The following is a 13,120-nucleotide window of genomic DNA, read 5'->3' on the forward strand; positions in this document are numbered from 1 at the left end:
TTAGTGCATGTATAAGCCGCCGTTCACCGACAAAGTCTCTCCGGTGATGTAGGCGCCCGCATCGCTGACCAAGAAGCTCACTGATGCTGCAATTTCCTCTGGTGTCGCAAGACGTTTCATTGGAATTTGGTTCGTAATGGATTCCAGCACTTCTGGCTTCATTTGCTCAACCATTGGCGTACCCGTGTAACCCGGAGCGATAACATTAACTGTCACACCCGAGCGAGCACCTTCGTATGCTAAGGCTTTAGAGAAACCGATCATCCCAGCTTTCGCCGCCGAGTAGTTTGCTTGACCAAACTGCCCTTTAAGACCATTGACTGAAGAGATATTGATGACACGACCACCGCCTTTTTCGCACATTGCAGCGAAGAGGGGTTGCGTAACGTTGAATAAACTATTGAGGTTGGTATTGATGACATCATTCCAAGCTTGCGCAGTCATTGTTTTAAATCACACTTCCACAAAAGCCACACCAACAGAAATAGAAACATAATTATTAAATATCATGAACTTACATACAGAATGGTAGACGTTACATTATGTCATGATTTAAGATCTGAATTTTAAGCCTATATGATTACAACAAACTTGAGATTAGAATAATAATTCAATTATCGGTAAAAATAATTATCAAACATATCATTTAATTACTGCATTTAATGATAATTTAGTTATCAATTCGATTATTTTAATACAATGATGATTAATACCGATAAAATATAATAAATTGAATATATTTAATCTAAAAATGATATAAGAGCTTGTCTCATACTGGTGCAATACGCACTATTATGACGCATAGATTAAAATATAATTTCATTTTAAATTTATATATTCGAAGAACATCAACTAGCTACTAGTGAAAGTAATCGCTCGCTTTGTAGTAGCATCCTTTTCCACTTTGCACTATCTTTGTGGCTTCTCTTTAATCACTAAATCATCAACAGATATGAATCTTGCATTGCTCAGTATGTTCATCCCTACTTTCTTTTTTGTCTCAATCACGCCTGGTATGTGCATGACTCTCGCCCTAACGTTAGGTATGAGTATCGGTTATCGTCGCACGTTATGGATGATGATAGGAGAGCTTCTCGGTGTTGCGCTGGTGTCAGTCTCTGCGGTGTTAGGTATCGCTGCGATTATGCTCAATTATCCTTGGATGTTTATCGCGTTAAAGTTCATTGGTGGCGGTTATTTACTCTATCTTGGAGTTGAAATGTGGCGATCGCGAGGGAAACTTGCGATTAATGTCGACAACTTAGAAACACCAAAGAGTGACAATATCGCACTGATCATGCAAGGCTTCGTTACCGCAATCGCAAACCCAAAAGGCTGGGCATTTATGATTTCTCTTTTACCGCCTTTTATAGACCAAAACGCAGCGCTTGCACCGCAACTGATCATACTTGTCTCCATTATTTTACTGTTTGAGTTCATTTGCATGTCTCTGTACGCTACTGGTGGTAAAGGGTTGAAACACGTATTAGGTCAGTCTAAGAATGTACGTCTAATGAACCGTATCGCAGGCACTTTAATGATGGGAGTTGGTGTCTGGTTGCTACTAAGCTAAGGCAAACTGGAAACAATGAAAAATATTCTGAATAAAATAGCTAAAGTCATGGGTGAAGTATTGGACTTTCAAGCCCGAGTTTGGGTTGTGAACGTCTATAGCGGTGAGCATAAAGGCGAGTCTTATGTCGTTAATGAAGATGCTTTCTCTGTACCTCTTCAGTGGATGAAGAAGAAAGGCTACCAAGAGCCAATGTTGAATAAAGTCGAAGCAATGAAGCGCTCACAAGTCTTAGAGTTCGACTTGGGACTTGTGAAACATCGCTTGATGCGCGTGAAATAAGCACAAAAAAGCGCCACTCAAGATGAGTGGCGCAAGCACTTTTACCTTAAAAGAACGATGCTATGGCGCAGCGTCGATCTCAACAGGCAGATAATGTTTCGGCTCCAGTTTCAACCACTCCGGCAGCACAGTACCAATCGAAATCGAAGACCATGTCCCCGACAGAACGCCAATAAACATGGCGGTTGAGAAACCAGCCAAAGGCGCTCCTCCCATAATCCATAATGCACCAACAGTGATCAATGTCGTACCAGATGTCACCATAGTGCGTGAAAACGTCGCGATAACAGCTTGGTCATTGATGTCTTCTGTTTTCCAACTCTGCTTCGCAATCAACAGCTCACGGATTCGGTCTGCAATGATGATCGAGTCATTCAATGAGTAACCTAAAATCGCCAGCACAGCAGCAAAAACGGTTAAGTTGAACTCCATTTGAGTAATTGCAAAGAAGCCAAGCACTAAGATCACATCATGGGCCAAAGCAAACAGTGAACCACTCGCTAAACGCCACTCAAAACGGAAACACAAGTAACCGAGAATACTCAACACACAAATCAACAATGCTAAGCCACCTTGTTCAAACAAGTCTTGGCCAACTTGAGCGCCAACTATACTGTTGCTGACAACATCAACTTGGTGAGAGATTGGCTTCAACACCTCTTCTACACTTGGCAACGTTTGTCCATCTTCCGGCGCAGAGTAACGAATCACCCAACGGCCATCTTCACCAGAGCGTGTCACTGACGCAGATTCACCAAGCTTTGGTTGCAGAACGTCAAGCAGATCATGGTTAGTTAGCTGCTTATCTACCTTTACTTCTGTCACCATACCGCCAGTGAAGTCCAAACCTAGGTTCAACCCTTTAAAGCCTAGAGCGACGATCGCGATCACCGTTAAAATGATGGAAACTAGCGTAGTAAAGTAGCGAATTTTACGAATATTTTGTTTTAGCATTTCGACCATGATTAAACCCTCACATCACGACGGGCATCGCGGCCCCAAATTAAATTGATCATTGCTCGAGAGGCAAATACGCCTGTAAACATACTGGTTAACAAACCTAATCCGAGTGTTAAGGCAAAGCCTTGGATTGGGCCATTACCGATGGCGTACAAAATCACGGCGGTGATCATGGTAGTAATGTTGGCATCAAGGATGGTCGAGAATGCGCTGTCAAAGCCAAGATCAATCGCTTGAGCGAAGCTGCGGCCTTCACGCATTTTGTCCTTAATACGTTCAAAGATAATAACGTTGGTGTCTACTGCCATACCGACGGTTAACACTAAACCGGCAATACCCGGAAGCGTTAGAACCGCACCTGGTAACAAGGCGATTAAGCCAAGCAAACAAAGCATGTTGGCACAAAGCGCCACGTTTGCTACCCAACCTAAGCGGCGGTACCAAAGTGCCATAAAGGTCAGTGTTAGTCCCATACCTAAAGCCAGTGCTGCAAAACCGTTTTCAATGTTTTCTGCCCCCAGAGAAGCACCGATTGTTCGCTCTTCCACAATAGTAACCGGCGCAGTTAGTGAACCCGCTCGAAGTAATAGCGCTAACTGCTGTGCATCGTCCATGCTACCTGCACCAGTAATACGGAACTGGCTACCAAGTTGAGATTGAATAGTTGCGACGCTGATAACGCGCTCACTACGCTCAGTTACACCGCGATCGTTTGTTTTGTACTCTCGGTAAACGGTCGCCATTGGCTTGCCGATGTGAGTTGCTGAGAAGTCACTCATGTTCTTACCACCAGCGTGGTCAAGAGAAATATTTACCTCTGACATGCCCATTTTGTCGACACCAGCACGAGCGTTCACGATGTGCTCGCCCGTTAGAACTGGTCGTTTTGCCAAAATCACAGTACGACCGTCATTATCTTGAAGAACAAGATCTTGGCTGCTGTGTGCTTGGCTCGCATCTTTCACTTCATAAAACGCCAAGCTTGCTGTTGCACCAATAACGTTTTTCGCTTGAGCAGGATCTTGTACACCAGGGAGCTCAATTCGAATGCTCTCTTTACCTTGGCGTTGCACTAGTGCCTCTGTGATACCAAGTTCTTCAATACGACCACGCATGATCTTCAGGTTTTGTTGAAGAGTCGACGATTGAAATTCTTGGATATTTTGTTCACTCGGTTCAAGCACAAAGCCACGAGATGAACTTTTTGAAATCCAGCCCGGGTAGTTTTGACGCAAAAACTTGTTCACTTCCGACAATGCTTGCTCGCTGTCACTGTTTACCGTAATTCGGTTGCCACTTTCTGCTCGAACTTGCACACCACGAACACGTTGATCACGTAGGTTCGCTTTAATTTCATCAATCAACGCATCACGTTGTTCTTCAAACGCTTTATTCACATCAACATTCAACAGAAACTGAACGCCACCACGAAGGTCAAGACCGAGCTTAATTGGGCTAAAGCCCATCTCATTCAACCATTCTGGCGCAACCGATACGTATGAGAAAGTGATGCTGTCGTCTTTATTTAGCTCTTTGTTTAACAACGCACGAGCTTTACTTTGCGCATCTTCACCATCGAATACAATGGTTGTTTTGCCGTCTTTTTCGATGATTTTGTCGGCTGAAATATGGTTGGTTTTTAGCAGTTGATTCAGATGAACAACCGACATTTCACTGTTGTTTTGATCCGCAAACGTCAACTGGATAGAAGGCTGTTCGCCAAACCAAGTTGGTATAGCACTTAGGGTTAAAATAATGACTGTCGTGATTAATACGACATATTTCCAAGCTGAGTAGTGATTCATCAGCTTTCTGTTCTTTTGCTGCTTTGGCGTTTTTTTCATGTAAACATCATCCCTTCACAATGAAGTGAAGCTTTTAATAACAAGGCTTAACACACGACAGATGCTCCCAGAATAAATTCAGGGTATGAAATGCTCAGAACGCTCACGTCCTGTCGAATACAATCGTCGTGTTAAGAGTGCACAATGGTGCAAATAGATGGTGTTTAGGCAGAAAACTGACTATTGAGTGCGACGTACATGGCATTGGTCTCTTTCCAACCAGAAATGCGATGATCGCTTGTGAAATGATAAAATGTGGACTGGTTGTGACGCCAGTTAATGTCCATCAAGCTGTATGCGTAACCCGCATCAGCGTAAAACGGAGTCGTGAGATCGCCGACAAAATCTACGTGCTCGTCATCAAGCCCTTCCCGTAAGTAAGACGTCCAGCGCTGAGAGTTAAACAAAGCAACGGAATCGAGACTTGCATGACCTTCAGATACTGGAGATTGAGAGCTTTCTTCTGAAACTTCAGAAAAATCGACGGAAGAGTTTGGCGATACACTTACGGCTACAAAAGGTTGTAGCTTAGAAAAGTGCGGTACGTGAGCCTTGTGATCGATTTGCGCAGCAGATACATGCACTGGTAGCAATACCATTGCAAATAGCAGCAAAATCAATTTTCTAAGGTAAATCCAAGGCATAGGAACTCACTAAAAAAACAAAGAACCAAGTTAGGTCACTTGGCTTAATGATAGTATTCCTATTGATTATGGTTCACAACTAAAAAGTTATAAATCTCTGATTTCAGGTTTGCATCGTTATTGCTTTTATCAAAACGTCTTTAGAGAACGAGTGTAATTAGTGGTGAGCTATCGATAAAAAATCTCGCCCTTATCAACATCTAAGTAGATCTTATTCTCTTGCTCCAAACCGCCACAATAGATGAAGTAAACGTTGCGCTTTTTGAACGTCACAGAACGCACCCAACCACCGAGCTCCTCAAAATCACTCGGATCACAGGTTTCATCGTCTAACAATTGCTGTGTTTTCTTACGGAAAATATCCAAGTGAACTTTTAAATCATCCGACTTCTGTAGGTATTCATCCAATATCTCTAAGCGCTCTTGCTCTTTAATAACTGGCTCTGCATCCGATAACCCTTCAGCATTCAACCATTCGGCTTTTTCTTCTCCACCCTCTTCATAGACAAGATAACCGGAGATTCGGTACCACCCATCTACTTTTTCTAACACCGATACTTTTTCTCCCTTATAGAGCGTATCGACAACTAAAGCATTAAGGTTAGGCTTGTTGTAAACATTGACACGACGCTCAATAACGTAGTACTCGGTAACTTCCGGGGGAGCGGCTTCTAAATCCAGAATCGGTTTGGATGTTTCTTTTTGCAGTGACGATTGCTCGACTTGTGTAGCCTTTGGTGCTTCAGGTTCATCTTTCTGCATAAAGAAGAAATAGTATCCAGCCCCCGCTCCGCCGAGCAACAGCATGACAATCAATGCGACGAGAATTTTCTTCATGCCCTTTTCCTTTTCATTCTTTATTCTTATCCCACCAGCAGCACGCATGTCGTAGAAATTTGGGTATATACTCAAAAGAGCAGGTCAACTAACGCGAGCAATAATGATCAACCGACTCAATTGGATACTACTATTTCTTCTGTTCCCGATAACGGGGCACGCCAATATTCAATGTAACCCATCGTCGTGGAATGACAATCTTACCCAATTCAATCGTTTAGAGTCCAATTACAATCAGCATGTTGAGGTATTCAATACACTTTTAACCGAACATAAACAGCGTCAGTTATTGTCCGAAACCTTTTCACTGCATGAGCTCGTGCTACTTTGGCGTGCCAAGTCGAACCAAAATGTGTTCAAAGCGCAATTAAAAGCATCGATTCAATACAAAGAAGAGCTCACAACTAAAGCGAATCAGCTGCTTAAATTGAGCACACAATCCCAATGGTCAGCAAATGGGTGGGAGATACTGGCCCAAAAGTGCCGCGAGTCAAACAAAATAGCCAATCAAATAACCGCGGAATGGTATAACACCAACGCTTTGGAACTTGCTGAAGATTACAAGCGCCTCTCTTCACAATATCAAACTCTGTCACAAGTCTATGATAAAGAAGCTCGAGCGCTTCAATACGCTCAAGATGTTTCGAAGTAAAAACAGAGCCAGTTCTGAATAGACGATGTTGGTTTTTCACTCCAATATTGGACGTTATTCGTGCTTTTTATCTTTCCTTAGTCGTGAATGATATCAAATGTAAATAATGGGATTGTTCCTTTTGACAAACTTGACTAAACCATGACCAAGACAATCAATTTATAGAGACATACGTCACATTAATGCTTTACTTATGGACATTTTTTGGTTAGTTTAGCCATTAATAAAATTTAATAAAAAGTCACATTTGGCTGGAGATGATGCTACAAACATGGTTATCAATCGATTAAGTAACAGGGAATGTCCTAATGCTACCAAAGCCAAGTTTTTGTCAGTAGTTAGGCACGTAAAAGAGTTCGGTTCAATCAGTGATTTGGATCTGTGTAAAATCTTCGGAGAAACAATATGGAGTGATGGGAGGGAATACCATTCAGCCGCGTTCTCATTCAAGGTTGATAGATACACAGGTAACTGTGAAATCTCACAATACAAAAACCAATAAGGCTTAAGAATTTATAAAGCGGAGTCAGGAAACGGACTCCGCTTTTTTGATCATGGCAATCGTAAAGTCGTGCTCGGAGTACCCCTCAATCAATCGTGTATTCGGACACAGCAACCGACAATAGCGAAAGACACCTTCTTTATTGTGCGACGCTAACATTTTCATGCTGGGTAGTTTGGATTCATCCAACAAGTTAAACACACAACCTTTCTCTGTCGCTCGGTACATTTTATCAATCATTTCAATGGTATGATTTGGGTTGGTGGATTGATAGTTCAATGATCCGGAAGCAAAAACAAAGTCGCAACGAGGCAATACCAACGTTGAAAAGTCGCCACATATAAACTTACTTTGCGTACGAAAATCTCGTTTTCTGGCTTCAGAGATAAACTGTTTTTGCTGATCAATGCCAATATAGCTTTGAGGAAGCCCCCCCGTAAGTTCGATAAACGCTAACAAGTCTCCGTAGCCGCACCCAATATCTAAAATACTTGAACCGTCTAACGTTAACCCTCGGCACAACGCCTCAAAACGGCTGATCTGACTATACTTATCTGCCCATCCCAGAGTTCGGGCTCTGTCTTTACCAAACTGTCTATATCGCTTTCGATGATAGTGGGCAATCTTAAGTCTATCGAAAAATTTCATCTTTCTTATGCATAAATCGGCAAACTGCCATTTCCTTTCACTTGTCTAATCGCCAGGTGGGTATGAATATCTTTCACATTTTCTAATCGCTGTAACTTTCTAGTAAATGTTTCATAACCAGCGAGATCTTTACTGACCACCTCTAACAGGTAATCATAGGCCCCTGATACGACATGGCATGAGATCACTTCATCCATCTCAACAACGGCATGTTCAAACTCATCAATCGAAGAAGCTTGGTGGTTATTTAAACTCACTTCAACAAATACAGTCATCGCGATGCCTACAGTGTCTCTGGACACAATAGCTCGATAACCACTTATTACACCTTCCTGCTCCAAACGCTTAATGCGTCTTGCACAAGGTGATGCCGATAGCCCTACTTGGTCAGCAAGTTCTGCCGTTGTCAGAGTGGCATCCTTCTGCATTAGGTTGATAAGTTGCCTGTCAATTTTATCCATTTATTCTTCCGTGCCTTTAATCACCAACAATTAACACTTATACGCAATTTATCACCAACATCAAGCCTAATTACGTCAAACTTTGCCTCCCTTTGGCAAGAGTTTTATTCAACAATTAACACATCATTTACAAATGGACATGTCGATAATGATCTTGGGATACGCAGCTATATTAACGACCTTACTGCTTTGGTCTGGTTTCTTTATTTCTTTAAAAGGGGGCGCAATTTCTGCCTTGCAGCCAGCCGATATCGCGTTAGTTCGCTTTCTAATCCCAAGTATAATTTTATTACCATTTGTGATTAAGCATAAACAGTCGCTGCGCGTAGTGCCTAAACGCTACCTGGTTGGTGTTGTGGTTGGAAGCGGCCTTCCCTATCTTCTGGTCGTCGGAACGGCTATGCATTTCGCTCCCGTGGCGCACGGCAGTGCATTAGTACCTGGCACTTTGCCATTGTTTGTTTCTGCTATCGCGGTACTTTGTTATCAACAGTCGCTGAGTGCTCACCGCTTAATCGGGCTTTCTACGGTGCTGTTAGGGATTTTCGTATTCCTTCTTTCTAATAGCGGCGCAGAGTACAACTGGTCTCAGTTGCAAGGGCATATCCTGTTTCTAACTGGCAGCATCATGTGGGCTGCTTTCACCATCAGCGCTCGTGTCGCCAATCTTAATGCACACGTCTGTGCAGGATTCGTTGCAATCGCGTCTTTGGCTCTGCTCATCATCGCCGTTGGTTTCGGGTGGGTAGACAGTTATTTGGTGGTAACACCGTTCAGCCAGTGGCCATGGGAGGAGTTATTTAGCCACGCGATGCTACAAGGTGTTGGCGCAGGTTTAATCGCTTCTTTCACTTTCATTTATGCAATTAGGATCATCGGTGCCGAAGCCAGCGCAGCTTTTGGTTCATTAACTCCAGTTGTCGCGACACTTCTTGCCGTTCCAATTTTTGGTGAACAACCAGATTCTCTCACTTGGTTAGCGCTGATGTTGGTCACATGCGGCAGTATTGTGGCAAGCCAAATCTTTATGAAAGGTGGAATGAGCCAAACTTATCGCCCACCACTTCACAGATAGCGATGATTTTACAAAAACTTATGCCTTACTATCTTGAATAACAAAATGGCGTTTTGATAGCCTCAGCTTAACTAATAATTAAAACGCCAATGTGATGCCAGCCACTCATACTAAAGATGAACTGCATAGGTTTCTCAAACCGGGAATGAAACTTTCTACTAATTTCGAATTTGGGCCTAAGGATCAATATACGTATTCCACCACCTATCTGGGGATGAAAGAAAATGCTTATTTGATTCTTGATATACCAATGCGTTTGCTTGAAGAGCAAGTGATGAGAAAACTCCCCAACGCCGATGTCATCGTGCGTGGTGTATCAGATACGGAGTTAGGCCATGTCATTGCGTTTAAGTCCAGCGTGCTGACGACGACCGTTCGACCATCCCCCCTTTTGTTTATCCGCATTCCAGGAACATTTGCAACCAAACCAGTTCGGGAACATGAGCGTTACAAGTTGCAAATGGACTGTAACGTTATTCATGCAGGGAATGTCTACGACGGTAGCCTTATCGATTTCTCTCTAGCAGGTGTTGGTATATCAACCTTGATTGAGCCCGAATTCAACGTGGGTGAGAGTGTTACCATCGAATGCCCGTTAAGCCACTATATCGGAGAAGAAAATCGATGTGTCATTGCCAACATTAAGAAATTGGTGAAGGGATGGGTAGTTGGAATTAAGTTTGCCAGTCCCATTGCGATGACTCACGAACTAAAAACAGAGTTACTGGAGCAATCCTTTCTAACCAGTAACGTCTGAACTTACTGCTCGCTAAAGCGCGTCGCCTCAAAGCTGTTGAGTATTCTGTGAACCGTATAGGTCACAAGCAGCGTCGCAACAATAGCAAACAAAATACTGCTCACGCGATACAGCGCACTGAACATTAAGTCACCATCCGGAGTAAGATATTGGCCGAACAAAATGCCTAATGTGGTTAAACCGCCAAATCCGGCTCCCGAACCGCTAGACTCTTTCACGTGCATATAACTGAACATCATTGCACCAATCCAAAGCAATGGGACGATAAACAATAAGGTATCCGACCAATCGTATAATACAAGTTGTCCGACAACACCAAAGGTCACCCCCATCAAGGTCCCCATTGCTCTTTTTCGCGCATACCCTAAAGCACCGTTCCAATGCATAGGAAACAATAAAAGTAAGGTTGTCGCCTGAGCAGACATAGAGTCACTGAGGTCAAATAGCTGGAATACAAGGAAAGACATTGTAGCGATACTCGCCCCCATAAGGGCTTCATGACGCATGCGATGACTCTGTTTAGGCTGCGACGGTTTCGCAGGTGGCTGACGAGGTTCCGCATCGGGAATCAAAAATGTCACCACATAAGCAACGATCACTGAAATAACATTCGCTTGCAGATTGCTAAATATTAGGTCATTTAAGTCAGTGGTTGGATAACTCGCAAAATGCAGCATGATGCTTAAGCTCAGTACGCTGTTCGCTCCAAATAAGAATAAGCTCCCTTTTGACATACAGGCGAATTTATACAGAAACAACCCGAATGCAATGATTGTCATCATGCCAGGGTGCCCACCAAATAACCCACCAAGAACACCAACTTCTAATCCACACACAACCGCTGAAAAAATCAGTTGTCGTGCGGCATGTAGACTCATGACTGGCACCATTCCAAGTAACAGCATCGGGGTTACAGTAAAGAATACGCCATAGTTCCAACCAAATACTTTACATAAAGTGAAACCAATGGTCGCACCAGTTGCAATGCGCAAACACTGACGGAAGTCGTTTTCCGACATGGGGTGGTCCCATAACTTCATATCGCCTCCTCGTTAATAAATATAATGAAGAAGACTCAAGAATTGGATCTGGCACCTCGCTAACCAGCCAGATAATGCGTTTTCTGGCAACAACTGCACGGTTGCTCGTGCCCCTGCTGGAAATGCGCGCTGCTGAGGTTCATCGATAGCTAAATGTAAACGTAAGCGCTGCGCGTCTCTCACCCAACGGTTTGAGTCAGTTGGTGTTGCTAAGCGGCCATCCGCATCGAATTGACCCGAGCTGACCCCGGCATCCACACTCGTAATACGAGCTTCAAATACATCACCAGGTAAGCTATCAAAAGCCACTAACGCACGGCTGTTCTGATTAAAGTGTCGTAAACTCTTTTCACGAAAGTCGGCAATGATATCCACGTCATCGGAGACTAAAGCGACAAGAGGTGTACCAGCTGCTGCATAGGCCCCCGTCTCCAGCTGCAAGTTAGCGACAACGCCATCATGTTCCGCCGAGACTTGAGTGTAAGACAGATTAAGTTCCGCTTGTTTTAGCTGGTTTTGCGCCACGCGGATATTCACATTCGTCGCGCCTAAATCACCGCGGTTTACTTCCAACTCTTTTAAACGAGCACGTGCGGCCAGTAAGTTCGCTTTAGCTGCCGTTGCGCTGCTCTGTGCGTCATCGCGCTGTTGTTGCGAAGTACCATTACGGTGAAACAGGGTATTAAGACGTTTCGCTTCGCGAACTTTTTGTTCCGCCACGATTTTGCTCGCTTCAACGTCTGCTTTTGCCGCCGCAATAGAAGCATCAAGTTGTTCGTTGTTTTGAATCACACGCTCAAGGTTAAGTTGAGCCTTTTCTACGGCGAGCTGATAAGGCAGGGGATCAATCTGAAATAGTAGATCGCCTTGGCTTATTTCTTGGTTGTTGGCAACATAAAGATGCGTAATCTGCCCACTCACACGGGGGGCCACTTTAGTTACCACACGCGTTGCCATTGCCTGAGGCGTCAACGGCATGGCGAGATCTGCAACTAGAAAATAGGCAAAGACAAGGACAAACGCGACGCAAGAATATTTGATCCAACGTGCGAATTTTTGATCTGGAGTCATAGGCGTTTACTTCTCTTTTTATTCGGTTTTCTGACTTATTCGCTAAGTGAATCAAGCGCATTGTGAGCAATCTGATCAAGAATCAATGAAAGCTGTTGAAGTTCCTGGTCGTTGATGTCCGTTAGGAGCTTGCTTCGAACTTGAAGAATTCGAGCCTCCATTTGCTTTAGTAGGGTTTTCCCCTCTTCTGTGAGGCTAACAATACGTGCTCGCTTATCGTGTTCACAGCAATGGCGAACGATCAGAGATTGCTCTTCTAATAATTTTAATGTTCGCATCAACGACGCTAACTCGATCTCAAGCGCTTCAGCCAAATGCTTCTGACTGATGTTGTCACCCATTCGATAAAGCTTCCATAACGCAGTCCAACGCGGATACGTTAGGTTTAAAGGCTCTAACTCGCGATCTGCAACCATTTTCCACAAACGAGCAACACGAGATAATTTTTCAGCCAGAGAAAGGTCTCGCAAACTGTTGATGTCTTGAATCATAAGAACTACTCAATTACTTAGCGTGCTAAGTAATATAAAATAGTTAGCACGCTAAGTAAATATTTTTTTGTGATTGAAATCACATTGGGTGTGTCAGTGAAGGGGCAGAAATCTAAGTAACACAACACTATGTTTGAATTTGAAATGCAGCGATGTACACAACAAACGTCGAGACCAATAAAGTCTGATTTGTATAAGAGTAAAAGGGTCAGATACAAAAAAGCACAACCCACAGTCATGGTGTTGTGCTTTTCAGATAATGAATAATTGGGTTATCTCGTAG

14 protein-coding genes and 1 pseudogene are annotated in these 13,120 nt (G+C 43.4%); 5 read left to right on the forward strand and 10 right to left on the reverse strand.

Annotation, left to right across the window (positions count from 1 at the left end):
- Nucleotides 1-453, reverse strand: a pseudogene (locus R8N28_RS02870) (3-oxoacyl-ACP reductase); the annotation flags it as partial.
- A gap of 499 nt (nucleotides 454-952) precedes the next feature.
- On the opposite strand from R8N28_RS02870, the gene R8N28_RS02875 reads away from it, so the two are divergent.
- Together R8N28_RS02875 and R8N28_RS02880 are read left to right on the forward strand one after the other, a co-directional pair.
- Nucleotides 953-1,573: a LysE family translocator gene (locus R8N28_RS02875; RefSeq protein WP_021035942.1), complete on the forward strand. Its 621-nt coding sequence runs from the start codon at nucleotides 953-955 to the stop codon at nucleotides 1,571-1,573.
- Between the two features lie 15 nt (nucleotides 1,574-1,588).
- Nucleotides 1,589-1,855 carry a hypothetical protein gene (locus tag R8N28_RS02880; RefSeq protein ID WP_005373566.1) on the forward strand — a complete coding sequence of 89 codons (267 nt, stop codon included), beginning with the start codon at nucleotides 1,589-1,591 and terminating at the stop codon, nucleotides 1,853-1,855.
- 60 nt (nucleotides 1,856-1,915) lie between these two features.
- On the opposite strand, the gene secF is transcribed toward R8N28_RS02880, so the two are convergent.
- The 4 genes from secF to R8N28_RS02900 all read right to left on the reverse strand — a co-directional run bounded on the left by secF (nucleotide 1,916) and on the right by R8N28_RS02900 (nucleotide 6,140).
- Nucleotides 1,916-2,818, reverse strand: coding sequence for a protein translocase subunit SecF (gene secF / locus R8N28_RS02885; protein WP_005373567.1), 903 nt, complete (start codon nucleotides 2,816-2,818; stop codon nucleotides 1,916-1,918).
- 2 nt (nucleotides 2,819-2,820) lie between these two features.
- A complete protein-coding gene (gene secD, locus R8N28_RS02890) occupies nucleotides 2,821-4,659 on the reverse strand; it encodes a protein translocase subunit SecD (RefSeq protein WP_065275185.1) in 1,839 nt (612 codons plus the stop codon).
- A gap of 164 nt (nucleotides 4,660-4,823) precedes the next feature.
- Nucleotides 4,824-5,303 (reverse strand): hypothetical protein, encoded by a 480-nt coding sequence (locus R8N28_RS02895; protein ID WP_005373572.1) that lies wholly within the window; start codon nucleotides 5,301-5,303, stop codon nucleotides 4,824-4,826.
- A gap of 168 nt (nucleotides 5,304-5,471) precedes the next feature.
- Nucleotides 5,472-6,140 carry an SH3 domain-containing protein gene (locus tag R8N28_RS02900; protein WP_047101210.1) on the reverse strand — a complete coding sequence of 223 codons (669 nt, stop codon included), beginning with the start codon at nucleotides 6,138-6,140 and terminating at the stop codon, nucleotides 5,472-5,474.
- Nucleotides 6,141-6,243: 103 nt separating this feature from the next.
- Here R8N28_RS02900 and R8N28_RS02905 point away from each other — a divergent pair, with 103 nt between their 5' ends.
- A complete protein-coding gene (locus R8N28_RS02905; protein ID WP_047101208.1) occupies nucleotides 6,244-6,792 on the forward strand; it encodes a hypothetical protein in 549 nt (182 codons plus the stop codon).
- 526 nt (nucleotides 6,793-7,318) lie between these two features.
- On the opposite strand, the gene R8N28_RS02915 is transcribed toward R8N28_RS02905, so the two are convergent.
- The gene (locus R8N28_RS02915; RefSeq protein WP_005373579.1) at nucleotides 7,319-7,942 is read right to left on the reverse strand and encodes a class I SAM-dependent methyltransferase; all 624 of its coding nucleotides are present in this window, start codon (nucleotides 7,940-7,942) and stop codon (nucleotides 7,319-7,321) included.
- Nucleotides 7,943-7,947: 5 nt separating this feature from the next.
- Nucleotides 7,948-8,403 (reverse strand): Lrp/AsnC family transcriptional regulator, encoded by a 456-nt coding sequence (locus tag R8N28_RS02920; protein WP_005373581.1) that lies wholly within the window; start codon nucleotides 8,401-8,403, stop codon nucleotides 7,948-7,950.
- Nucleotides 8,404-8,551: 148 nt separating this feature from the next.
- Between R8N28_RS02920 and R8N28_RS02925 the strand changes: the two genes are divergently transcribed.
- Nucleotides 8,552-9,478, forward strand: a complete 927-nt coding sequence (locus R8N28_RS02925) for a DMT family transporter (RefSeq protein WP_065275184.1) — start codon at nucleotides 8,552-8,554, stop codon at nucleotides 9,476-9,478.
- 94 nt (nucleotides 9,479-9,572) lie between these two features.
- Nucleotides 9,573-10,235 carry a flagellar brake protein gene (locus R8N28_RS02930; protein ID WP_064369362.1) on the forward strand — a complete coding sequence of 221 codons (663 nt, stop codon included), beginning with the start codon at nucleotides 9,573-9,575 and terminating at the stop codon, nucleotides 10,233-10,235.
- A 2-nt stretch (nucleotides 10,236-10,237) separates the two neighbouring features.
- On the opposite strand, the gene R8N28_RS02935 is transcribed toward R8N28_RS02930, so the two are convergent.
- From R8N28_RS02935 to slyA, 3 genes are read right to left on the reverse strand one after another with little or no spacing between them, the layout of a single operon-like run.
- A complete protein-coding gene (locus R8N28_RS02935; protein ID WP_065275183.1) occupies nucleotides 10,238-11,275 on the reverse strand; it encodes a DUF2955 domain-containing protein in 1,038 nt (345 codons plus the stop codon).
- Between the two features lie 12 nt (nucleotides 11,276-11,287).
- On the reverse strand, nucleotides 11,288-12,346 hold the full coding sequence (locus tag R8N28_RS02940) for an HlyD family secretion protein (protein ID WP_065275182.1): 1,059 nt from the start codon (nucleotides 12,344-12,346) through the stop codon (nucleotides 11,288-11,290).
- Nucleotides 12,347-12,381: 35 nt separating this feature from the next.
- Complete coding sequence (gene slyA / locus R8N28_RS02945) at nucleotides 12,382-12,837, reverse strand: transcriptional regulator SlyA (RefSeq protein WP_017635177.1); 456 nt, start codon at nucleotides 12,835-12,837, stop codon at nucleotides 12,382-12,384.
- Between the last annotated feature and the right edge of the window lie 283 nt (nucleotides 12,838-13,120).

This window comes from Vibrio sp. Vb1554, assembly GCF_033344235.1.

What these genes read in the sequence shown, in the direction of transcription:
- R8N28_RS02875 (WP_021035942.1), top strand. Translation starts at nt 953, where the DNA reads ATGAATCTTGCATTGCTCAGTATGTTCATCCCTACTTTCTTTTTTGTC.
- R8N28_RS02880 (WP_005373566.1), top strand. Translation starts at nt 1,589, where the DNA reads ATGAAAAATATTCTGAATAAAATAGCTAAAGTCATGGGTGAAGTATTG.
- secF (WP_005373567.1), bottom strand. Translation starts at nt 2,818, where the DNA reads ATGGTCGAAATGCTAAAACAAAATATTCGTAAAATTCGCTACTTTACT.
- secD (WP_065275185.1), bottom strand. Translation starts at nt 4,659, where the DNA reads ATGAAAAAAACGCCAAAGCAGCAAAAGAACAGAAAGCTGATGAATCAC.
- R8N28_RS02895 (WP_005373572.1), bottom strand. Translation starts at nt 5,303, where the DNA reads ATGCCTTGGATTTACCTTAGAAAATTGATTTTGCTGCTATTTGCAATG.
- R8N28_RS02900 (WP_047101210.1), bottom strand. Translation starts at nt 6,140, where the DNA reads ATGAAGAAAATTCTCGTCGCATTGATTGTCATGCTGTTGCTCGGCGGA.
- R8N28_RS02905 (WP_047101208.1), top strand. Translation starts at nt 6,244, where the DNA reads ATGATCAACCGACTCAATTGGATACTACTATTTCTTCTGTTCCCGATA.
- R8N28_RS02915 (WP_005373579.1), bottom strand. Translation starts at nt 7,942, where the DNA reads ATGAAATTTTTCGATAGACTTAAGATTGCCCACTATCATCGAAAGCGA.
- R8N28_RS02920 (WP_005373581.1), bottom strand. Translation starts at nt 8,403, where the DNA reads ATGGATAAAATTGACAGGCAACTTATCAACCTAATGCAGAAGGATGCC.
- R8N28_RS02925 (WP_065275184.1), top strand. Translation starts at nt 8,552, where the DNA reads ATGATCTTGGGATACGCAGCTATATTAACGACCTTACTGCTTTGGTCT.
- R8N28_RS02930 (WP_064369362.1), top strand. Translation starts at nt 9,573, where the DNA reads ATGCCAGCCACTCATACTAAAGATGAACTGCATAGGTTTCTCAAACCG.
- R8N28_RS02935 (WP_065275183.1), bottom strand. Translation starts at nt 11,275, where the DNA reads ATGAAGTTATGGGACCACCCCATGTCGGAAAACGACTTCCGTCAGTGT.
- R8N28_RS02940 (WP_065275182.1), bottom strand. Translation starts at nt 12,346, where the DNA reads ATGACTCCAGATCAAAAATTCGCACGTTGGATCAAATATTCTTGCGTC.
- slyA (WP_017635177.1), bottom strand. Translation starts at nt 12,837, where the DNA reads ATGATTCAAGACATCAACAGTTTGCGAGACCTTTCTCTGGCTGAAAAA.